The organism is Nitrospinaceae bacterium, assembly GCA_018669005.1.
In the GTDB taxonomy this organism is placed as follows: Bacteria; UBA8248; UBA8248; order UBA8248; family UBA8248; genus UBA8248.
In genome coordinates this window covers 1-20,208 of the sequence record JABJAL010000056.1, presented here as the reverse complement: position 1 = coordinate 20,208, position 20,208 = coordinate 1, and the positions used below count along the sequence as shown (strand labels likewise).

The window sequence follows — 20,208 nt, the reverse complement described above, 5'->3', positions numbered from 1 at the left end:
CGACATAACCTATTCCGACGATATAAACAACCTATTTACAATGACTTGAACATATTTACTCAAACGTGCTTCGAGGCAATCTCGCCCTATTCAAGCTTTCCTTTCACATTCTTCGCGAACTCATTGAAAATCTTGTTCGCCTGATTCTTTATCACGCTAAATCCAAGCGAACCCAGCTTGCCAAACACATCAACAGTTGAGTCAATACTAACCCTCGTCTCACCCTCCGAGAGCGCCTCGAGGCGCACCTCGTTTGTCTGCTTGAGACTCGCCGCAATTTTCGAATCCTTCCCCTCGCCTGTCGTGCGAATGTACTCGGGCTCGCGCTGCTCGGCCACCTCAATCTTCATGTTAAAACTCGCCTTGAGAAAGCTTACCTTCTGAACCACCAAAACCTCATAATGCGTCTCGTCCACCTTCGTCACGCTCTCGACCCCGGGGACACAGCCCGCAAATTCTTCCACATTCCAGATAAATTCCCAGACCTTCTCTCTCGGCGCCGCAATCGTGACTTCCTGATTAAAATCCATTCGCTTTCCGCTTCCCTTGGGTTGAATGAATAGATATTGCTCCGCTTCAATAAGTGGCGCATTCTAACAGGTGAAACCCACATGCTCCATGTAAATTCCCACGAATTCCCTATGCATATAGGCCAATTCGAGGTCCTTAACTCCGAGAGCGCACAAGGCGATTTTAAAATTAAATATGGAAACTCTCATCCTTTTTGCCCGCCCCCCCATTCCAGGGAAAACAAAAACCCGGCTCATCCCCGCCCTCGGCGAGGTAGGTGCGGCCCGTCTCTACGAGGCGTTTCTTGCAGATGCCGCGAGACTTGCCCACAAAATCAGGAAATCGAGGACAACAGTCGGCCTCGCCGCCGAATGGGCTCTTAATAGAGAATCTCCTCAAGCGCCTCTCCTCGCCCGTTGGCTCCCCGGCCCATTTCTCCACCAGATTCAAACCGGCTCCGACCTGAGCCAGCGCATGGCGGTTGCGCTGGGCCGGCGCCTAACTCATGGAGGGCGCCACGCCCACCACAGCCGGGCAGTCCTCATCGGAACCGATTTCCCCGACCTTCCCCCCGAAATCATCCTCGAGGCTTTCACCGCCCTTGAGAAAAACGAAAACGCCGCCGCCCTCGGGCCCGCAAAGGACAGGGGCTACTACCTCATCGGCCTGAACCACTTAACGCCCGGCGTTTTCACCGGGATCGAGTGGGGCGGCCCCGGCGTCTTCGAGGCGCAAAAGAAAAATCTTGAGGCGCTGGGCTACCTCATCCACACCCTTCCCGAGTGGGGAGACGTCGATGAGCCCGGGGATCTGGAAAATCTGCGAACAAGGCTCGGCGATAATCCCAGCGCCGCACACGCGACGCGTACGGCACTAGGGATAAATTAGAGATTAAATACAAATCAAGATAAATGCGGGAAACAGAAACCACCTTGTTCAATCTGTCGTCACGCCCTCGATAGGAAAAGGCTCGCCATTCACCGCGACAGTGCTGTTGAGTGGCACCTGCTGGACGATCATTCCTTCTGCGAAGCAGCCGTTCTTCGCATTTGTGATGAGATGGGCCAATTTATCTGCCGGGGCATCAGAGTCTAGCTCAAGATGGGTATCCACCGCTTCCCATTTATTGAACACCGTGCCCTTCAAGACAGAGCCTCCGAGGAGTTTTCTGAATCGAACGCTCACCTTCGCATTACTCACTTCTATCTTCATCATGTGCGCGTACCGCGCAACCTGGGTGAGTAGTCAAAAGCCCACCCCCATCGCCATATAAGTCATTGGCGTAGGATACTCTGCAGATCCCCCAATATGTGCACCCTCATCGCACAACACTTCGAACTTGCCGAAAGTGCCGCGCTTCATCTGCTGCGTCCCAACAATCACCTCGGTGTATACGGTGCTGTCGGTGGAGAGTCCACCTTTCGGGAGCTCGGGCTTGTCGATAACGCGCTCTCCAGGTTTGGTGCTCATCGAGAAGGCATCGGCTGGTTTATCCATGTCTATTCTCATCCTCAGTGTGTGATGAAATAATAAAAGATTTCTCTACACCTGCCAGAAAAAATTAAATGTCTGGGCGATCATTGATTCTCGACACAACAAATTATGAACCGTCAAGAATTCAGAAAACATTACATAGCGCGTGAGATAATCCACTTTCCTCCATTCCGCATCGGCAAATTTATCGTGTTACAAAGAAGGCTTCCTTGCCCTGTAATTGATCCCCACCGTTCCGAATGCGGCGGCGCTTGAATCCTGGGGCGCGCCGGCGAAAACGTCCTTCCGCCAGGTAATCTCGAAATTTTCGAATCCAGCCTGCGTGACGACGGCCTCTAGCTCTGTATCCAACAGAGCGCCAGCAATTCAGCCAGTCCACAGGTCAATTTCGCTCTTTGCCTCCTCGGGGACAGGCTTGGACACCAGAATGTCGGCAATCTGGAGCCTCCCACCTGGCTTCAAAACCCGGTTCAACTCGGCGAACACCCGTGGCTTGTCCGGACAAAGATTCACCACCCCGTTCGAGATGATGATATCGGCCCAGCCGTCCTCGACGGGAAGCTCCTCGGCCAAGGCTTCTTTAAATTCAATCTGACTGACGCCCCCTGCCTCGGCTGCGGCGCGCGCCTTGTCGAGCATGGCGGGAGTCATATCCACCCCGACAACACAGCCCGAGGAGCCGACAAACTTGGCGGCGAGAAAACTGTCCATCCCGGCCCCGCAGCCAATGTCCACCACATGCTCACCTGCCTTTATTTCGCCAAGGGAAAATGGATTGCCAGTTCCAGCGAGCGACTCAACCGCGCTCTCGGGAAGCCCCTCTAACCAGTCGTCCTCGTAGCCCAAAATTTTCGCAAGTGGTCTTCCCGTATGGAAATGAAAACCCTTATCGGGTTGATTTGCTACAACGGCATATTCGTTCTGCACCGCTTTTCTGAGCATTTGCGTGTCTACATCTGAAACCACACCGATTTCAGCCATAGTAATTTCCTCCGAATGGTTCGTGCCATTGAATGTTTGTACTTAAATTTGAGAGAATATGATGTCAATAATTAAATCGTATCACATAGGCGGCGGCTTTATCAGGGAAAACCACCCTGAACCAGAGCCGCTTGATCAATAGATAGGGTGGCCCCAAAATAAACTGGTTCGCGGAATAAGTTTCCATATCATGCAGGTTTCCCGACTGCCGATATTTGGCAGCCCTTAATGAGGTTTTTTTCATGACGGCCGATCTCGTTGTATCGAACGCGCAAATAGTTACCCCATCGTCCACCTTTGCAGGCCACATCTACGTGACTGGTGGTCGCATCTCGGCCATCACGAGTGAAAAGGAGGCCGGAGCTGCCCGTGAAATAGATGCCGAGGGGCGCTTTGTTCTTCCCGGTATGGTGGACGAGCATGTACACATGATGGATCCGGGCTTCACGGATCGAGAGGACTGGACAACAGGAACAATGGCAGCGGCAAGGGGCGGGATAACAACTGTTGTTGACCACCACCGCAGCGAGCCTCTCGTTTACACAAGAAAAATTCTTGAAGAGAAGACTGAGTATATAAACTCTCGTGCCGTGGTGGATTTTGGACAATTGGGCGGCATCGACCTGGATAATCTTGAGCATCTAAAACCCATGTGGGATGGCGGGGCACTGGGATTCAAGGGCTTTATTTGCGAGCTTCACGGGGTGCCTGATCTGTCCGAAGGCGTACTACTCAACGTCATGCGCGAGGTGAAGACCTTCGGCGGCACCGTAATGCTCCACTGCGAGAGCGATTCAATTCTCAAAAAGGCCAAGGCACAAATCGACGCCGACGGTCGCACCGACTACATGTGCATCAGCGACTGGCGCAACCCCGAGAGCGAGTACGTGGCAACGATGGACGCCATCTCGCTAGCCGAGTTGACCGGATGCACCGTCCTCGTCGCCCACGTAAGCCAGCCCCGCCTTCTCGATGCGATTCATGCGGCCAGGGAGCGCGGTGTTCAAATCTTCGCCGAAAGCTGCCCACAATACTTTTTCATGGACACCGATTCTTTGAAGGAAAAGGGTCCGTTCGTGAAATTCACGCCCGTTCTTCGGGCCCCCGAGGTGAAAGATGGCATGCGTGCCTATCTCGGCCAAAATATGGTGGACACCATCGGGACGGACCACTGCCCCTTCCCCCGAGCCCTGAAGGAGGCCGGCGTCGATAACATCCACGATGCCCCCTTCGGCATCCCAGGGGTCGAAACCACTGTCCGCGTCATGCTCACTGCTGTAAGTGATGGGCTCATGACCCTCAATCAGTGGGTTAAAATATGCTGCGAGCAGCCTGCCCGCCTTTTCCACCTTTTTCCGCGGAAAGGAGCAATCCAGATAGGCGCAGACGCCGACCTCATCATCGTGGACATGGAGCGCGAGGAAACACTCCGAGACGCCGACATTGTGTCCAAGTGCAAGTGGACGCCGTTCGATGGGATGAAGACAAAAGGGGCGCCGGTGATGACAATCGTTCGCGGAAATGTGGTGATGAAGGATGGCGAGGTCACGGGACAAGCGGGTATAGGCGAGCCGGTGGCAAGGGTCGGAAGCTGACAATCAATCAGCGGAACACCCGTAACCTATTGATATATATAAAATTAAAAAACAACATAAATCTTACTCAAGTTCCCCTCAGGAGTGCCGTTAGGGGAAATGGAAGAGTAGATATGGGGCCAGCCTATTGCAGTTCGCGGGCTGTCCCTTGTTGAGATATATTTGGGTTACACGACCCCTACCGGGAGTGGTCGTCTATGGTTGGCAGAATTGCTCCATATCTAGCGAATAACGTTCAACAAAGCTACCTGCGGCAGCAGCGGGTGGGCGAGCGCATCGCTGGTGCCAAGCTGAAGGATAATCCAGCCGCCTCGGTGGAAATCTCTGATGCTGCCAGGAGGGCTGCTGATGAAGCGCATGCAGCAGCCTCGATGCACAGACAGCAGAACATCGAGGAGATGACCGAACGCTTTGTCGATCAATACTTAGAAAAACCTTCACCCCTTCCGGCGGCGGTCTCTCAAGCGCTTAGGGCCTCTCAAGAAGACGTCGAAAATGCCGATGGAGGAGTAGAGACCGAAGATCGAGGGACAGAGGGTGAAAGCATAGAAACTGCCGAGGTACAGGACAAAGGCCGGGCCGCTTTTATTAGCCTCATCGAGTCGTTTGGTTTAGAAGTTAGCCAGGACGATGACGGCCAAGACCAAGCCATCGTCAACAAGACAACGGGTGAAGAAGTTGTTCCGCTGAGCAATAATACACGCGAGGCTATTAAAACTGAACTTAGCCAGTTGGTGAAAAATATTTTGGGTGAAGTTCTCTGATTTCTACTAACGACCACCAGAGAAGGAAGTATCCATGATCGACATGGATCCTATTCGAAGAAAAATATCGGGCGAGAGCTACACCGACTCCCTCCGTCGCCGCCAAGATGCCGAAAAGGCCAAGGGCGGAGCCTCATCTCCCGGTCCATCCGCTGAAGCGCCAGCCGGTGACAATATCGAGGTTAGCGAGCAGGCGGTGATGATGGGACGCATCCAAAAGGCGCTAGCCGAGATCGCCGACATCCGCACAGAGCTGGTGAGCGAAATCAAAGCCAAAATCGAGGCAGACGACTACCATGTTCCGGGCGAGGATATCGCGGAAAAAGTCATCCTCGATGCGCTCAAGGAAATGAAGTCATTCGGCCCCTAGCCGCCTATATTCAACACACAAACAAAAAAAGCCGACCCGATGAGGGCCGGCTTTTTCATGTCTGAAACTAAAAATTATTCGGAGCCCTATTCCACCGCCTTAAAATGCTCTTTATACTCGTCGGGCACATCCTCTTCCTTAACATCCTTCATCGAGAGGCGAATACGACCGTTGCCCTCGACCTCAAGGCATTTCACCAAAATCTGGTCCCCTTCCTTGAGAACATCGGTAACAGCCTTGATGCGATCTTTTGAGATCATCGAGATGTGGCAGAGACCATCCGTTCCCGGGAAAATTTCGACGAAGGCGCCAAAATCCATGATTTTACGAACCGTTCCATAGTAAATTTTATTCGGTTCGGCCTCCTGGGTAATCTCCCGGACAATCTCAATGGCGCGGCGAGCACTCGCCTCATCGGTCGAGGAGACGAATACCGTGCCATCATCCTCGATATCAATTTGAGCACCAGTCTCCTCAACAATGCTGCGAATTACCTTCCCGCCAGGTCCGATAACGTCGCGAACACGATCCTTGGCAATCTGAATGGAGAGGATACGAGGTGCAAACGGGGAGATTTCCTCGGTTGGCTGGGCAAGGACGGCGTCCATCTTGTCGAGGACGTGAAGCCTCGCCACCTTGGCCTGGGCCAGCGCATCGCGCACGAGGCTGAACTTTAGGCCCTCAATTTTAATGTCCATCTGGAGGGCGGTAATACCCTCGCGGGTGCCACCCACCTTAAAGTCCATATCACCAAGATGGTCCTCGATGCCAAGAATGTCAGTAAGAATTGCTGTATTTCCCGTTTTCTCATCGCTCACCAAACCCATGGCCACACCGGCAACCGGTGAAGTGATAGGAACACCTGCTGCCATGAGCGATAGGCTCGCTCCACAGATGGTGGCCATCGAGGAGCTTCCGTTGCTCTCGGTAATGTCCGAGACAACTCTGAGGGTGTAGGGGAAGTCATCCTGGTCGGGAAGAACGGCCTGAACCGCCCGCCGGGCGAGCGCGCCGTGACCAATCTCGCGGCGTCCGGGTCCCCGGTTGGGTTTCGCCTCTCCCACACTGAAACCGGGGAAATTATAGTGAAGCAAGAAGGTGCGGTCGGTCTTACCATCCAGGGTATCGATGAGCTGAGCGTCCTTCGAGGTCCCCAAAGTTGCGTTGACAAGCGCCTGTGTCTCGCCACGCGTAAACAAAACGCTGCCGTGGGTTCTGGCAAGCGGGTTCATGCGGATCGTGATGGGGCGAACCTCGGTAAAACTGCGTCCGTCGGCCCTGATTTTGTCATTCAGTATCAGGCCACGGAAAACATCATGCTCGGCATTAGAAAAATGACCGCTGACCTCTTTCTTATCCGGGGCGTCATCCTCACCAGTACACAGCGCATCGATACAGGCCGCCTTGGCCTCCCCGATAGCCTGGTACTGGGCAAGTTTTTCATGAATTCCGGCTGCCTTTTTGAGAAGAGGCTCAGCAATCTCATAGACTCGCGACCTAACGGCCTCATTGACCACCTCTTCATCGAGCTCGCGTTTAGGCTTGCCAATCTCTGCTCTAAGATCTTCTTGCACGGCACATAGCTGTTTAATGACCTCGTGGCCCTTCTCGAAGGCGTCCATGTAGACATCCTCTGAGACCTCGAAGCTTCCCGCCTCGACCATCACCATGGCATCGGCGGTCCCCACCATCACACAATTCACATCGCTGTCGATTTGCTGATCTAAAGTGGGGTTGACAATGATCTCGCCATCGATCCGGCCCACGCGCACGGCGCCAATGGGGCCGGCAAAGGGAATGTCTGAGATGTGGAGCGCGGCCGAGGTGCCATTGATGGCCAGAATATCTGAGTCACAAACCCCATCATAGGACATGACCATGATCTGAATCATCGTCTCGCACTGGAACGATTCCGGGAACAGCGGACGAATTGGCCGATCAATGAGGCGGCAGGTCAGAACCTCCCGCTCACCGGGACGCGCCTCGCGCCGGAAGAAATTGCCCGGTATCACCCCCGCTGCGTAGAAACCCTCACGGTAGTCAACGGTCAGGGGGAAAAAATCGAAACCCGTGCGGGGTGTGGAAGCAGCACAGGCGGTGCATAACACCTGGGTTTCGCCATAGTACATCATGACGGCGCCATGGGCCTGTTTGGCAATCTCGCCCGTCTCGAAGGCGAGGTTAAATCCATTGATGGATAATTCTTTTCGCGTAGCTGGCATGATTAGGGATCTCTCTGGAGGTTGGCCGCTCTCTAGCGGCAGATACCGGAACGCTTAGCGGCGAATGCCGAGGCGCTGAATCAAGGTGCGGTAGCGACCGACTTCTTTATCTCTCAGATAATCGAGCAAGCGCCTCCGCTGTCCTACGAGCTTCAACAGACCTGTTCTGGAGTGATGATCTTTCTTGTGAACTTTGAAATGGTCTGTGAGATAAGTGATTCGTTCTGTGATGATTGCAACCTGGACCTCTGGCGAGCCAGTGTCGCCTTCGTGTGTCTTGTAGCTGTCGATAACTTCTGTCTTCTCGTCCTTCGTCATGGTCATTCTGCTTTCACCTCGGTTTGCCTGGCCCGGCGGATCCGGGCTGTCATTAATTTACGGATTTCTTACTCTTCGGCGGGCGATTGTAGCGAACTTAGCAATCAATGTAAATATCAGAATTAAAAGAATTTCACCGTGAAAATACCCTGTCAGCCCGGATACGTTCTCCCCCCGGGAGAATGATTCCGACCGCGACCAGATCGCCATTATTGCCTAGAACACGCACCTTCGAGTCCCCCTGGAGAGGCTCGGCGGCCTCAAAATACCTATTTTCGAGTTGCACCCCGTTCCTGAATCGATCCTCTTTACCGGGTCGAAGGGTAATGGCCGGCAGATGTGTCAGAGCATCTGAGAGCGTTATCAAGCTCTCCTGCAAATGTCCCTCGTCGGCCAAAGCCTCTGCCTCCTCGAGAAAGATCCCCTCCTCGATTCGAAACGGTCCCAATTGGGTCCTCGTGAGGGCATCCATACACCCTCCACTCCCCTGGAGAGCGCCTACATCGTGACATATCGAGCGAATATAAGTACCGCGGCTGCAAGTAACATCGAAAGTAAGGCTACTCCCCACCAGTTCAAGCGCCCGAATATCGAAAACCGTAATCGCCCTGCCCTCGCGCTCGACCTCTTTTCCCGCCCGGGCCAACTCGTGCAAGCGAGTTCCACCCACTTTTAATGCCGAATACATGGGCGGCACCTGAATGCCCTCGCCCCTGAAAGTGTCGAGAAGCCGCTGCGCCTCCACAAGCGATATTTCACCGGGTGCCTCCTCCGATAGCGTCTCGCCCGTCGTGTCTTGGGTGTCCGTCACTCGCCCAAAGATCATCGTCGCCCGGTAGGTTTTCTGGCAATCGAGAAGATAGGGGAAAATTTTCGTGGCCGCCCCCACACAAACAGGAAGCACACCCTCGGCCATTGGATCGAGGGTGCCCGCATGACCCACCTTTGTTTTCTTAGGCACAAGCTGCCGCACGCTCGCCACAACGTCATGCGAAGTGGGACCCGCCTTTTTCTTCAAATTCAAAACACCCGTGAATTTCACTTATTTCTTTCCAAATCCATCAACATGCGGTTGATCTCATCGCTATGCCCGATGCCACGATCAACAAGAAATTCAAGTTTAGGAACCCGCCTGAGTTCGAGCCCATCAGCCAATTTCGCTTGAAGAAATCCACTCGCCTTCACGAGCCCTTCCATACCTTCCTCGATTTCCGCCTCAGAGCCCCGCCCCTCGCCGTAGCAACTAAAAAACACACTGGCCACCCGAAGATCGGGAGAAACCTCGACCCGAGTGATACCCACATTCCGCACTCGAGGATCCTTCACACCATTCAATAGCAGCCCCCCGAGTTCGGCATGAATCAACTCAGCCACTCGAGCTGACCGCGGAAAGTTATGATTAGAAGGCATATCCCTTTGCTCCCGGCCTTGGGTTTTAAAGAATCTCGATATCGTAGTCGAGAATGACCGCTCGTCCCATGACCATATCCTCAATCGAGTCGAGCGCAGAGCGAAGCTGCTCATCAACGTGACTACCACTATTCGAAACGGCGCTCACCCCGAGCTTGCAACGTTGCCATTTGTCCTGAAATTCAACCTCGGCCACGGCGACATTGAAGCGCTGCCGCAACTTGGCAATGATCGATTGAACAACCTTGCGCTTGGCTTTTAGGGAACGACTTTCTGGAATGTGTAGGTCCACGGACAAAAGACCCACGGCTGTCATCTTTTTATCTCCAACCCGGCGCTCGAACCCTGGCTTGAGATTAGAGGGTCCGGGCTACCTCCTCGGTGACGAAGGGCTCGATGATGTCGCCTTCCTTAACGTCCTGAAATTTCTCGATACCGATGCCGCACTCATAACTCTGCTGCACCTCGGAAACATCCTCTTTAAAGCGGCGCAACGAGGAAAGACGTCCCGTGTATACAACGACGCTGTCCCGGATGAGACGCACCTCAGAGCCGCGCTGGATCGTGCCATCCGTAACATAACAACCGGAAATGAGCCCCACATTCGGAATATGGAACGTATCGCGAACCTCGGCATGCCCGCGAACAATCTCTCTGATGTGCGGATCGAGAATTCCCTCAAGGGCTGCCTTTACTTCCTCGATGGCATGATAAATTACCGAATAGAGACGAATGTCCACCTTCTCGCGCTTGGCCGTTTCATCGGCCCCCGGTGTCGGGCGTACGTTGAAGCCGACAATAATCGCTGCTGAGGCGGCCGCCAGCATGACGTCCGTCTCAGTGATGCCACCCGCCGAGGCATGAAGGATCTTCACCGCCACCTCATCGTTACCCAGCTTTGAGAGGCTTTCCTTGAGGGCCTCAAGACTTCCTTGAACATCGGCCTTGAGAATGATGTTCAACTCTTTGACAATGCCCTTCTTCACGCCTTCCAAGAATGTGTCCAGGCTAACTCGAGCCATCGGAAGCATTGCGACTAGGCGTTCGTGCTGCTGGCGGCGAGAACCTATTTCTCTCGCCGTACGCTCGTCGGCAACGCCGGAAAACTCGTCACCCGCCTGGGGGACACCACTAATTCCTAAAATTTCGACAGGCGTCGAGGGGCCCGCCGTCTTAATTTTTCTGCCCTGATCATCAAGCAGGGCACGGACTTTCCCGTTCCAACTGCCCGCGACAAAATTATCTCCGACCGATAGTGTACCGCGTTGCACGAGAACCGTTGCCACCGGGCCGCGCCCCTTATCAAGTTTTGCCTCAATTACAATTCCCCTGGCGCTACGCGAGGGATTAGCCTTGAGTTCCAACATTTCTGATTGGAGGATTGCAATGTCGAGCAAGTCATCAACTCCATCACCTTCCTTTGCTGACACCGGGCTATACACGGTGTCGCCACCCCAATCGTCGGGAATGAGTTCCAGCTCGGAGAGTTGTTGCTTCACGCGGTCTGGATTTGCGTCGGGCAGATCCATCTTATTCATCGCCACCATGATCGGCACACCAGCGGCCTTAGCATGTGCCACGGCCTCCCGGGTCTGGGGCATAACGCCCTCGTTGGATGCAACGACAAGGATTATCAAGTCCGTGACCTGGGCGCCCCGTGCGCGCATGGCAGTGAAGGCTTCATGGCCCGGTGTGTCGAGAAAAACGGCGGTTCCCTTTTCCGTTGTCACCCGGTAGGCCCCAATATGCTGAGTAATACCCCCCGCCTCACCGTCCATGACGTTCGCGTTCCGAATTGCGTCGAGGAGACGAGTTTTGCCGTGGTCAACATGGCCCATGACCGTAATTACTGGGGCCCGGAAAACCATATCCTCGGGGTTATCTTCCTCCTCCTCAATTTCCTCTGCTAACACCACATCTTCGTACTTCTCTTTGGCAACTTCGACTTCAAAACCAAACTCTGTGCAAACAATCTCAGCCGTATCGTTATCGATCATCTGATTGATAGTCGTCATCTGGCCAAGTTTCATGAGCTCTTTAATAACTTCTGTTGCCTTGATGCTCAGCTTATCAGCAAGTTCTTTTACAGTGAGGGCATCGGGAAGACTTATTTTCTTCTGGCGCCGGGATCGCCGATCATCGCGCTCCGGCTCCTCAGCTACAGGCGCAAGGGGAACCTCCTTTACGGGCGCTGCTGGCTCCTCTACTTTTGGCTTCTGTGGCGCAGGAGGCTCCTTGGCACTGGCAGGCTCAGATTTTTTCTTTGCAGGAGATTTCTCTTGTGTTTTTTTGGGCTCTTTTTCAGCTTTCGGGGCAGCCTCTTTTTCAGCTTTCGGGGCAGCCTCTTTTTTCTCGGGCGTGGCCTTGGCGGGCGTCTGTTGAGAGAAAAGCGTCATAACGAGATCGGCCGTTTCCTCATCGACCGTACTCATGTGACTCTTGACCTCTATTCCCTCTTTGGCCAATTCCTCGACAAACACTTTATTCACGTACCCGAGCTTTTTAGCTAGCTCGTAGATCCTCACCTTCGCCATTCAAACTGCCTCCGCGCCATTTAATTTAGTCTAGCCCTCTCGGCCCCTTCTCGATCCCTATATGTCACATATTCTTCTTAAACAAAAATTCTACGGTAACGACTCCAGCACATCCACCTGAGCACTTCTGAGCGCCAACGGGTTGGCCAGCGAGGGATCGGCAACAAAGAACACCCCTACAGGGCGGCTACCAAACACATCGCCGACCCGCGCCATCGGCAAAGGAAACTTCACGGGCCCACTCTTTGCCGCCATACCCAAATCAGCCTCGAGCACCTCCAAGCGACTTGACTCTGAAAGATCATTCGCCAAAAAGAGGCACCCCCCCGTTTTATTGCGACATGCCCTTAAGGCAGTATCGCGTCCTGCCGACACCACTCGCTTGCGCCAGGCCGCACCTAAAATACCTTCCAAGCGCCTTCCCAAATTCTCAACAAGGGCGGCGGAGATGCTAGCGCCATCGGGCGACTTTACCTCAGAGCGAAGCGCTCGCTTCAACCTTCCTGCCTCAAGGGCCAAATCAAAGCACCCAGCATTAAAACAACAATATGCACCCCGACCCGGCAGCCGACTATCCAATTCAACGTATACATCGCCGCCGGGGCCAGCCACCATACGAAAAAGCTTCTCGGGAGGCTCCTTTTTTCGGCAAGCAATACAAGTTCGCTCGGGCACCGCCCACGCATCCTTATTAAAAAAGAGCTACCGGACAAGCCTCAATCCAAAAGCGCCGACTACGACTCCACTTCCTCGTCATTGGACCCCTCTATCGAGGGGACGTCAAATTTCTCAGCCGCATCAATAAGAAGCTGAGCGCGTTTGGGCCCAATGCCAGGTACCTCGCAAAGCGCATCCAGGGAAGCGCTCGCAATCGAGCTGATTGTAGCAAATCCGTTTGCGCTTAATAATTGAACCATTTTATCGCCCACAGCCTCGAGTTTTGAGAGATCCGAGTCCCCAGAGGCATCTGCAGATTCAACCGGAGATGCCTCCGCGTCATCGTCCTTCGCGGCACCGTCCGAGGCGAATGCTTGTTCGGCAACCATTCGGCGGTATTCGCTCTCCCCTTTGAGGTCGATTTTCCAGCCGATGAGCTTGGCGGCCAAGCGAACGTTTTGCCCACCCTTGCCGATGGCGAGAGAGAGTTGATCATCAGGAACAAGAACCTCCATCCGCCCGTCCTCTTCGTGAAGGGTAATGTGCTGGATTTTAGCCGGGCTCAGAGCGTTGCCTGCGAAGGTTCGGATATCCTCGTTCCAGGGAATGATGTCAATCTTCTCTCCGCGAAGTTCCTGAACGATCGCTTGAACACGGCTGCCCCGGGTGCCGACACAGGCGCCCACCGGATCGATGTCCCTGTCGTTGCTCACCACCGCTACCTTCGAGCGCCCACTAGGCTCTCGAACGCAGCACTTAATCTCGACAATTTCGTCGTATATTTCAGGAACCTCTAGCTCAAACAAGCGAATCAGGAGGCCCGGATGTGTCCGGCTAGCCACTACCTGCGGGCCTTTCGATGCCTCACGCACCTCAAGAATATAGGCGCGAATTCGGTCGCCTCGCTTATACACCTCACGGAAAATTTGCTCCCGGCGCGGCAAAATAGCTTCGGTGCGCCCAATATTGATGTAGATGTTGCCGCGCTCAACCTGAGAGACTGAACCCGTGATGAGTTCACCCTCACGGCTCTTGAACTCTTGAAATATATTCGCCCGTTCGGCCTCACGCACACGTTGGATAATGACCTGCTTGGCCATCTGGGCGGCAATACGACCAAGGCCATCTGTGTTGAGAGAGGTCTTGTAGGGCTCGCCGACCTGGATATCAGGGAAATCCTTACGAGCTTCCTCGACATCGATCTCCACCTCGGGATTCTGAATGATCCGCACTACTTCCCTGACCATCATTGCCCGTATTTCACCCGTCTCAAGATCAAAATCGACCTCTACGTTCTCACCCAGCGAGTACTGCTTACGGGCGGCCGAGGCAATGGCCGTCTTCAATGCGTCGTGAAGAATTTCTTTGGCCACTCCCCGCTCGCGCTCAAGCTGGTTGAGAACCGCCAATAACTCCTGGCTCACCTGTGCAACCCTCCATCTTTCACTTCACCCGATTGTGGTTTGTCCTGGAATACAGTGTCCCAGTCCACCCGGAGGCGAGCCCGGGAAATCTCGCCCAGGGAAAAAGAGCGTTTCTCGCCGCCCTCGACTTTAATTGTTACCGTTTCTCCCTCGATCCCCAATAGTGTTCCAGTGAACTGCTTGCGCCCGCTCTCGCCATCGGGTGAGAAAAGGCGGATCTCGACAGGACTGTCAGAGAAGCGCTCGAAATCGACCGCTTTTCTAAGGGGCCTCTCAAGGCCGGGACTCGACACCTCAAGGACGTAGGAAGACTCGATGAGGTCCTCCTCCTCAAGGCGCATGCTCAACTCGCGGCTCATACGAGAACAGTCTCCCACGGCCACACCATCCGGCTTATCGATAAACAGGCGGATGACCATTCGTCCACGGCCCCCACCCCGTTCAATTTCTACTACTTCAAAACCTAGCGAATGAGCCACTTCCTCTGCTAGTGGCCACACAATGCTGAAAATATCACGAGAGGACAAAGTGCCCCACTCCAAAAAGGGGACGAAAAAAAGCGGGCCGCATCAGCGGGCCCACTTCTAAGACATGCGGTGTACACGTCGCAGGTAATGTACCCCTCATCGTCGACAAGTGCAAGATGCCATTTCACATGCAGAGAGTTTGGTTCAAACGGACAATTTCCTTATCCCAGACAATAGCACCAGCCAACAGATTCCCGTCTTGCCCCGAAAGAGGCCCCATGTTAAATTCCCTTCCCGAAAGCCCATGAATTTTCACCATTTACGGGAGACACACAGATGGCGCAAAGTGAAGCCCAGCGGCGCGAAATGGTCCGCGTGGACGACATTTTGGAAATCAGCCACAGGGTACTCACCTCTGCGGAAAAAGACTCTCTCAGCGAGGAGATTACCGGCACCTCCACTGGCGCGGGCTTAGACACGGTATCTGCCATTCTTCAATCGGCTGGCCGCACAGTGGACCCTGAATCGCCTACCTGGCGGGCGATATCACTGCTCGACCGTAAACTCGATATGATCATCTCGCTTCTTCAGAAAAATGAGCATGCCTCGCAGGAAACGGAGTACGTCCGCAGTGGCGTCAATGTGAGCGGCTCAGGTATCCGCTTCCCCAGCCAGCAGGAATATAAAAAAGGGGATTTCCTTTGGATAGCCATGATTTTTCCATCCTCGCCCCCCATGCGGGTCGAGGCCATCGCCGAAATCGGCAGGACCGGCACCTCGAAGAATTATCTCGACAGACTACCCGGCTCGATAATCGATGTATCCTCAAAATTCGTTGCTATAAACGCCCAGGATAAAGAGCATATATTGCGCTACACCTTCCAGCGCCAGCGCGAATTGCTAAGGGCCAAACGAAACGATTGACCGCAAGACCCGATGGCATCAACCGCCTTTGACCACCATGGACCGCGCCCGCCCGTTTGCGGTAATCTCTGACTCGTAATTTTTCTAGCTAGGAGTTGCAAAATGGCCACGCCTATTCCCATGCCCAAGCTCGGATTGACCATGGAGGAGGGTACGATCCTCAAATGGCTCAAGTCCGACGGCGAGGCCGTGAACAAGGGCGAAATGATCCTTCTTATCCAAACCGACAAGGTAGAGTACGAGGTCGAATCCCCGGATGAAGGGGTGATTCTAAAAACCTTCTCGGGCGAAGGAGATGTCGTGCCCTGCGGCGAAAACATCGCCGTCATCGGAGTCGAGGGCGAGGATATTAGTGATTACGCGCCCAAAGTCGTTGCCGCGCAGGCTGATACGCCTCCCGCCTCGGAGACTCCCGCTATACCGGCGCCAGCGGCTGTAAATGCACCTTCTGTGAACTCGACAGTGGCGCCCTCTCAGGGAGGCCGCATATTTGCCAGCCCCGCCGCCCGCCGCCTCGCCCGCGAAATGGGCATCGACTACTGCGGAGTGAGAGGCACCGGTCCAGGTGGCCGAATCGTCCAGGCTGATGTGCAAGCTGCAGCCTCAGGCGGCGCAACATCCGCCGCTCCATATGCGCCACCCGCCGCCCAGAGCGGCCCTCCTGCCGTCGCTGCCACCTCTCCCGTCGCCGGCGTGCGCAAAGTCATCGTCGAGCGCATGGCCGCCAGTTGGGACCAGGTTCCACGCATCACCCTCCAGGCCGAAGTGGACCTCACGAACCTCCTCGCTGTAAGAGAGGCCAGCAAGCTTGCCTGGGAGGCTGATCTTGGTGTCAAAGTATCCATCAACGATTTGATTGTTTTCTATACTGCCCGGGCAGTTCGCCGATGCCCCGCCGTGAACGTTCAATTGATTGGGAACGAAATTCACCAGATGCAGGACATAAATATCGGGCTTGCTGTCGCTGTGGACGCAGGTCTGATGGTCCCTGTCATCCGGGGGGCAGACCAAAAATCCATTGACCAAATTGCAGGGGAATCACGCGCCTTGGCCGGGAACGCCAGAGCCGGAAACCTTCCCCTCAGCGCCCTTGAGGGCGGCACCTTCACTGTCTCGAATTTAGGGGCCTACGGAGTCGATCACTTCTCGGCAATCATCAACACCCCAGAAAGCGCTATTCTCACCATCGGCGCAGCCAGGGAGCGGGCTGTCGTGCGTGGCGGCGAGGTCGTCCCCAGGACCACCTGCTATCTCGGAGTCAACGCCGACCACCGTCTTGTGGACGGCGCACCTGCCGCCGAATTCCTAGCAACTCTTAAAGAGATGCTAGAGCATCCCAAGGTCATGCCTGCTTGAAATTATTTCAGGCCAACCTATTTTATATCAAATACTTAAATATATTTATCTAGTCACGTTTCGAGGCCCAAAAGTTTTACTTTAACAGTCTAATCATCCCCTTCAATATTCTTCTTGATTCCGGTAATCATCCCTCGTGTCAAATTTTCCTTATGGACAAAGCTGGCCAGCGCCACGCCCCCGATATGAAGAAGAACGAAAAAGAGGAGGAAATGGGAGAGCGCCTCGTGGAGGTCCTCCCAGTAGTCATCGTTATCCGAGCCATCCTGCCTGGCCAAAATCGCTCTCGGCACCGCCTGGGAGCGAATCGACAGGCGCAAGAGAGGGCCAGAGCCGTACTCGATGACGTAGATATTGAGGCCAGTCCACACCACCGCCACCAACATGAGCAGGAGTAGCAGCGTCATGGCTCCGCCAGCGGGCGAGTGCCCAAGATGCCGCCTGGCTCGTAGGAGAGCGAGATCGGCCAAATACCGCCAAACCGTGAAAGGAGAATAGATAAAATCGTAGAACCGGGCGTACTTTGGACCAATAAAGCCCCAAACGATCCTCATAGCCACCAGCGCACCCACCAAGTAGCCCGTCCACACGTGCAGGAGCATGAAATCATCCTCGGTGAAGTAGGCGATGAAGAAGCCGGCGGCGACGGACCAGTGAAAGACGCGAACGAACAAATCCCACACTCGCAACCGGGAACTCGTGGACACAACTTCATTATTTGCTGGAGAACTCATGGCACCCGCCCCCCTGCCTAGCTCACCATCTGTCCGGGCTTTCGATCGGGGCGCTGCATCTCAAAAACGTCCTGGGTGCGGCAGTAGTGGTTACCGGCGAGACGGCCCACCGGAGCGAGTTTAACCGGGTCAATGTACTTATCGTCTGACATCACATCCTCGCTGATGTGCCAGCGTACGACCTCGCCGATAATAAGGTTCGTGCGCTCTCCCCGCTCGCTGCCATTCGTGATGACACTATTCAATTCACACTCCATTGCCACCGGACAATTGGCAATGCGCGGGGCGGGAACAATATCCGAGGGCACGGTTTCGAGACCCGCCTCATCGAACTCGCTCACCTCCTCGGGGAAATTTCCAGAGCAGATGTTCATCTCCTCCTCCATGCCGTTCACCACGACATGAATGACATAACCTTGTGTCTCAAGGATGTTACGTGTTGTGTGCTTCTGGGCCTCGCTTGTCTCGCCCACTGAAATCGACATCATGGGAGGCGCATGCGAGACGGCGGTAAAGAAGCTGAACGGGGCAAGGTTCGTGTGCCCCTCACCACTAATCGTGCTCACCCAGGCAATGGGCCTCGGGACAATTGATCCGACCATGAATCGGTAAATCTGGCGACGATCAAGTTCTGAGGGGTCAACAGTAACGAATTTCATATGAATGATTCCTCCAGTTCGCGGGGCAAAAGGCCCCTCTTTCGTTAAAATTCATCGTCATATTCGTAGTGCAGGCCATCGGGCTCGTCCGGGTCGGCGGGTCGGCTAGCCGAACGGCTTATAGCCCTTGAGGAGCCCTCAGAGGGCAGCTCTTCGCCTGGCCTGCCCTCCTGAATTACAGGGACATCATCCCATGCCTGCTCGGGAGCCGCATCCTCCTCAAGAGACCAGCGCTCGTAAAGCTCCTCGGGCAACTCCGACACAAAGCGCGAGAGACGAGAGAAGACACCCATCCGCCGGCTGTCGCTCTCGAGCATGGGGTAGCACATATGAAGCTCATCCTTCGTCCGGGTAAGCCCCACATAGAACAGGCGACGCTCCTCCTCTTCTCCATCAGGGTCGGCAAGCGCCCGCTGGAGCGGAAAGTGGCTATCCGTCAGCCAGACCATGAACACCACGCGCCATTCGAGCCCCTTGGCTTGATGAATTGAGCTTAAGACAACGGCCTCCTCGGGTCCCTCCTCGCCAGGGGCCGCGCTCTCGGCTGCCACCGTTCCCATGAGCGCCAGATCTGAAAGAAACGTCTCGGGCGATTCATATTGGGTGGCAAACTCTGATAGCTGGCGGATATCCTCAACCCGCGACGGCGCATTGTCGAAGTTCGCCTCCATGTAGCTCTCGTAGAATCTATCGAGGATAAGATCGATCATCCCCGAGATTGGTGGCGCGCCCTTCTCGCCACCAGGGTCCGGGTCCGATCTTAGGTCCAACCCTGCCAGCGCCTCGATGAGTCGCCTGAAGACCTCCCAACTCTCACGAGCGGGCTTGGGAACAAAACCGCTATCTGCATTTGCGGCAAAACGCAGCAGATCATCCTGGGCTGACAATACTGCCCATATGCGGGCCGCCGTCGCCTCTCCGACACGAGGCAGAAGCTTGAGCGCCCTCTTCCAGGCAAGCTCGTCCATGGGCGAGGCCACAAGGCGAACAAATGCGGTCACGTCCTTGATGTGGCGTTGCTCGAAAAAACGAAGACCACTTCTGATTTCAAAAGGAATCCCCCGCCGCGTAAGCTCCATCTGAACTTCCATCGAGTGATAGTGCGCCCGATAGAGGACGGCGATCTCGGAAAGAGGCACACCCTCGTCGTTCAACTCGAGTATGCGCTGGGCAATGAAGTCGGCCTGCTGCAACACCTCACGGCAAGGCACGAGAGCAGGTAAAGAGCCGGTTTCGCGTGTTGTGGCAAGTTCTTTTTTGAATTGGCGCTTGTTTTGAGCAATAGAGGCGTTCGCCAGCGCGAGGATGGGCGGGGTGCTCCGATAGTTGGCCTCAAGGCGGAACAAACGTGCATCCGTGTAGCGATCCGGGAAAGTGATGATGTTCTCAAAGTGAGCGCCCCGGAAGCTGTAGATACTCTGGGCATCATCACCCACAACAGTGAGATTCCGATGCCCCCCGGCAAGCAGGTCAATGATGTCGGCCTGGACCTTGTTGGTATCCTGGTACTCGTCCACGAGAATGTGCCGGAAGCGTTCTTGGTAGAGCGCACGCACTTGCTCGTGATCAGATAAAAGTGTCCGCGTATGGGTGAGCAAATCGGAGAAATCCATGGCCTGAATTTCTTTTTTTCGCTCAATGTATTTCGCCGCGACTTCCTCGATTTCGGCGAGTCTATCCGCCAGATAGGGAGCCCGATCCATTACTGCGGTGGCGGGGGTGCGATCGGTGTCGGCAGCAAAAGCAAGGAGGGATTCGAGGACATTTCCTTTTGGAAAGTGTTTTTCCT

General features: G+C 54.6%; 23 protein-coding genes. 6 read left to right on the top strand and 17 right to left on the bottom strand.

What is annotated here, in order from left to right:
• Window positions 1-86: 86 nt before the first annotated feature.
• A complete protein-coding gene (locus HOJ95_07525) occupies window positions 87-530 on the bottom strand; it encodes a carbon monoxide dehydrogenase subunit G (GenBank protein MBT6394539.1) in 444 nt (147 codons plus the stop codon).
• Between the two features lie 175 nt (window positions 531-705).
• Here HOJ95_07525 and HOJ95_07520 point away from each other — a divergent pair, with 175 nt between their 5' ends.
• Complete coding sequence (locus HOJ95_07520; protein ID MBT6394538.1) at window positions 706-1,398, top strand: glycosyltransferase; 693 nt, start codon at window positions 706-708, stop codon at window positions 1,396-1,398.
• 48 nt (window positions 1,399-1,446) lie between these two features.
• Here the strand turns inward: HOJ95_07520 and HOJ95_07515 are convergent, their stop codons facing one another.
• From HOJ95_07515 to HOJ95_07500, 4 genes are all read right to left on the bottom strand, one after another.
• Window positions 1,447-1,710 (bottom strand): hypothetical protein, encoded by a 264-nt coding sequence (locus HOJ95_07515; protein MBT6394537.1) that lies wholly within the window; start codon window positions 1,708-1,710, stop codon window positions 1,447-1,449.
• Between the two features lie 45 nt (window positions 1,711-1,755).
• On the bottom strand, window positions 1,756-2,007 hold the full coding sequence (locus HOJ95_07510; protein MBT6394536.1) for a hypothetical protein: 252 nt from the start codon (window positions 2,005-2,007) through the stop codon (window positions 1,756-1,758).
• A gap of 189 nt (window positions 2,008-2,196) precedes the next feature.
• Window positions 2,197-2,355, bottom strand: a complete 159-nt coding sequence (locus HOJ95_07505) for a hypothetical protein (GenBank protein MBT6394535.1) — start codon at window positions 2,353-2,355, stop codon at window positions 2,197-2,199.
• A 15-nt stretch (window positions 2,356-2,370) separates the two neighbouring features.
• Window positions 2,371-2,985, bottom strand: coding sequence for a methyltransferase domain-containing protein (locus HOJ95_07500; protein ID MBT6394534.1), 615 nt, complete (start codon window positions 2,983-2,985; stop codon window positions 2,371-2,373).
• A gap of 242 nt (window positions 2,986-3,227) precedes the next feature.
• On the opposite strand from HOJ95_07500, the gene HOJ95_07495 reads away from it, so the two are divergent.
• From HOJ95_07495 to HOJ95_07485, 3 genes are all read left to right on the top strand, one after another.
• Window positions 3,228-4,580 carry an amidohydrolase family protein gene (locus HOJ95_07495; protein ID MBT6394533.1) on the top strand — a complete coding sequence of 451 codons (1,353 nt, stop codon included), beginning with the start codon at window positions 3,228-3,230 and terminating at the stop codon, window positions 4,578-4,580.
• Window positions 4,581-4,777: 197 nt separating this feature from the next.
• The gene (locus tag HOJ95_07490; GenBank protein ID MBT6394532.1) at window positions 4,778-5,344 is read left to right on the top strand and encodes a hypothetical protein; all 567 of its coding nucleotides are present in this window, start codon (window positions 4,778-4,780) and stop codon (window positions 5,342-5,344) included.
• Window positions 5,345-5,378: 34 nt separating this feature from the next.
• Entirely contained in the window at window positions 5,379-5,714 is a 336-nt protein-coding gene (locus HOJ95_07485; GenBank protein MBT6394531.1) for a flagellar biosynthesis anti-sigma factor FlgM, read from the top strand.
• Between the two features lie 86 nt (window positions 5,715-5,800).
• Here HOJ95_07485 and pnp read toward each other — a convergent pair whose 3' ends face one another.
• From pnp to HOJ95_07440, 9 genes are all read right to left on the bottom strand, one after another.
• The gene (gene pnp / locus HOJ95_07480) at window positions 5,801-7,936 is read right to left on the bottom strand and encodes a polyribonucleotide nucleotidyltransferase (protein MBT6394530.1); all 2,136 of its coding nucleotides are present in this window, start codon (window positions 7,934-7,936) and stop codon (window positions 5,801-5,803) included.
• A gap of 54 nt (window positions 7,937-7,990) precedes the next feature.
• Window positions 7,991-8,260 carry a 30S ribosomal protein S15 gene (rpsO, locus tag HOJ95_07475; GenBank protein ID MBT6394529.1) on the bottom strand — a complete coding sequence of 90 codons (270 nt, stop codon included), beginning with the start codon at window positions 8,258-8,260 and terminating at the stop codon, window positions 7,991-7,993.
• Window positions 8,261-8,387: 127 nt separating this feature from the next.
• Entirely contained in the window at window positions 8,388-9,296 is a 909-nt protein-coding gene (gene truB, locus HOJ95_07470) for a tRNA pseudouridine(55) synthase TruB (GenBank protein ID MBT6394528.1), read from the bottom strand.
• Window positions 9,293-9,664 (bottom strand): 30S ribosome-binding factor RbfA, encoded by a 372-nt coding sequence (gene rbfA, locus HOJ95_07465; GenBank protein ID MBT6394527.1) that lies wholly within the window; start codon window positions 9,662-9,664, stop codon window positions 9,293-9,295. Before rbfA ends, truB begins: the two co-directional genes overlap by 4 nt.
• A gap of 25 nt (window positions 9,665-9,689) precedes the next feature.
• Window positions 9,690-9,980 carry a DUF503 domain-containing protein gene (locus tag HOJ95_07460; GenBank protein MBT6394526.1) on the bottom strand — a complete coding sequence of 97 codons (291 nt, stop codon included), beginning with the start codon at window positions 9,978-9,980 and terminating at the stop codon, window positions 9,690-9,692.
• Window positions 9,981-10,020: 40 nt separating this feature from the next.
• The gene (gene infB, locus HOJ95_07455; protein ID MBT6394525.1) at window positions 10,021-12,198 is read right to left on the bottom strand and encodes a translation initiation factor IF-2; all 2,178 of its coding nucleotides are present in this window, start codon (window positions 12,196-12,198) and stop codon (window positions 10,021-10,023) included.
• Window positions 12,199-12,288: 90 nt separating this feature from the next.
• Window positions 12,289-12,873 (bottom strand): YlxR family protein, encoded by a 585-nt coding sequence (locus tag HOJ95_07450; protein MBT6394524.1) that lies wholly within the window; start codon window positions 12,871-12,873, stop codon window positions 12,289-12,291.
• Window positions 12,874-12,932: 59 nt separating this feature from the next.
• Complete coding sequence (gene nusA / locus HOJ95_07445) at window positions 12,933-14,279, bottom strand: transcription termination/antitermination protein NusA (protein MBT6394523.1); 1,347 nt, start codon at window positions 14,277-14,279, stop codon at window positions 12,933-12,935.
• Window positions 14,276-14,806 (bottom strand): ribosome maturation factor RimP, encoded by a 531-nt coding sequence (locus HOJ95_07440; protein MBT6394522.1) that lies wholly within the window; start codon window positions 14,804-14,806, stop codon window positions 14,276-14,278. Before HOJ95_07440 ends, nusA begins: the two co-directional genes overlap by 4 nt.
• Window positions 14,807-15,082: 276 nt before the next feature.
• Here HOJ95_07440 and HOJ95_07435 point away from each other — a divergent pair, with 276 nt between their 5' ends.
• Together HOJ95_07435 and HOJ95_07430 are read left to right on the top strand one after the other, a co-directional pair.
• Complete coding sequence (locus tag HOJ95_07435) at window positions 15,083-15,670, top strand: hypothetical protein (GenBank protein ID MBT6394521.1); 588 nt, start codon at window positions 15,083-15,085, stop codon at window positions 15,668-15,670.
• Window positions 15,671-15,772: 102 nt separating this feature from the next.
• Complete coding sequence (locus HOJ95_07430) at window positions 15,773-17,026, top strand: 2-oxo acid dehydrogenase subunit E2 (protein ID MBT6394520.1); 1,254 nt, start codon at window positions 15,773-15,775, stop codon at window positions 17,024-17,026.
• An 89-nt stretch (window positions 17,027-17,115) separates the two neighbouring features.
• Here HOJ95_07430 and HOJ95_07425 read toward each other — a convergent pair whose 3' ends face one another.
• The 3 genes from HOJ95_07425 to HOJ95_07415 all read right to left on the bottom strand — a co-directional run.
• Window positions 17,116-17,760: a cytochrome B gene (locus HOJ95_07425; GenBank protein ID MBT6394519.1), complete on the bottom strand. Its 645-nt coding sequence runs from the start codon at window positions 17,758-17,760 to the stop codon at window positions 17,116-17,118.
• 17 nt (window positions 17,761-17,777) lie between these two features.
• Window positions 17,778-18,419: a flavin reductase family protein gene (locus HOJ95_07420; protein ID MBT6394518.1), complete on the bottom strand. Its 642-nt coding sequence runs from the start codon at window positions 18,417-18,419 to the stop codon at window positions 17,778-17,780.
• Between the two features lie 44 nt (window positions 18,420-18,463).
• Window positions 18,464-20,208 (bottom strand): ATP-dependent helicase (locus HOJ95_07415; GenBank protein ID MBT6394517.1); only part of this gene is annotated, 1,745 nt, incomplete at its 5' end.

Excerpts from the sequence above, each read along its gene's own strand:
- pnp (MBT6394530.1), bottom strand. The coding sequence starts at position 7,936 with ATGCCAGCTACGCGAAAAGAATTATCCATCAATGGATTTAACCTCGCC.
- infB (MBT6394525.1), bottom strand. The coding sequence starts at position 12,198 with ATGGCGAAGGTGAGGATCTACGAGCTAGCTAAAAAGCTCGGGTACGTG.
- rpsO (MBT6394529.1), bottom strand. The coding sequence starts at position 8,260 with ATGACCATGACGAAGGACGAGAAGACAGAAGTTATCGACAGCTACAAG.
- HOJ95_07420 (MBT6394518.1), bottom strand. The coding sequence starts at position 18,419 with ATGAAATTCGTTACTGTTGACCCCTCAGAACTTGATCGTCGCCAGATT.
- HOJ95_07525 (MBT6394539.1), bottom strand. The coding sequence starts at position 530 with ATGGATTTTAATCAGGAAGTCACGATTGCGGCGCCGAGAGAGAAGGTC.
- HOJ95_07500 (MBT6394534.1), bottom strand. The coding sequence starts at position 2,985 with ATGGCTGAAATCGGTGTGGTTTCAGATGTAGACACGCAAATGCTCAGA.
- HOJ95_07485 (MBT6394531.1), top strand. The coding sequence starts at position 5,379 with ATGATCGACATGGATCCTATTCGAAGAAAAATATCGGGCGAGAGCTAC.
- HOJ95_07430 (MBT6394520.1), top strand. The coding sequence starts at position 15,773 with ATGGCCACGCCTATTCCCATGCCCAAGCTCGGATTGACCATGGAGGAG.
- HOJ95_07510 (MBT6394536.1), bottom strand. The coding sequence starts at position 2,007 with ATGGATAAACCAGCCGATGCCTTCTCGATGAGCACCAAACCTGGAGAG.
- HOJ95_07460 (MBT6394526.1), bottom strand. The coding sequence starts at position 9,980 with ATGACAGCCGTGGGTCTTTTGTCCGTGGACCTACACATTCCAGAAAGT.
- rbfA (MBT6394527.1), bottom strand. The coding sequence starts at position 9,664 with ATGCCTTCTAATCATAACTTTCCGCGGTCAGCTCGAGTGGCTGAGTTG.
- HOJ95_07490 (MBT6394532.1), top strand. The coding sequence starts at position 4,778 with ATGGTTGGCAGAATTGCTCCATATCTAGCGAATAACGTTCAACAAAGC.
- HOJ95_07435 (MBT6394521.1), top strand. The coding sequence starts at position 15,083 with ATGGCGCAAAGTGAAGCCCAGCGGCGCGAAATGGTCCGCGTGGACGAC.
- HOJ95_07425 (MBT6394519.1), bottom strand. The coding sequence starts at position 17,760 with ATGAGTTCTCCAGCAAATAATGAAGTTGTGTCCACGAGTTCCCGGTTG.
- HOJ95_07520 (MBT6394538.1), top strand. The coding sequence starts at position 706 with ATGGAAACTCTCATCCTTTTTGCCCGCCCCCCCATTCCAGGGAAAACA.
- HOJ95_07495 (MBT6394533.1), top strand. The coding sequence starts at position 3,228 with ATGACGGCCGATCTCGTTGTATCGAACGCGCAAATAGTTACCCCATCG.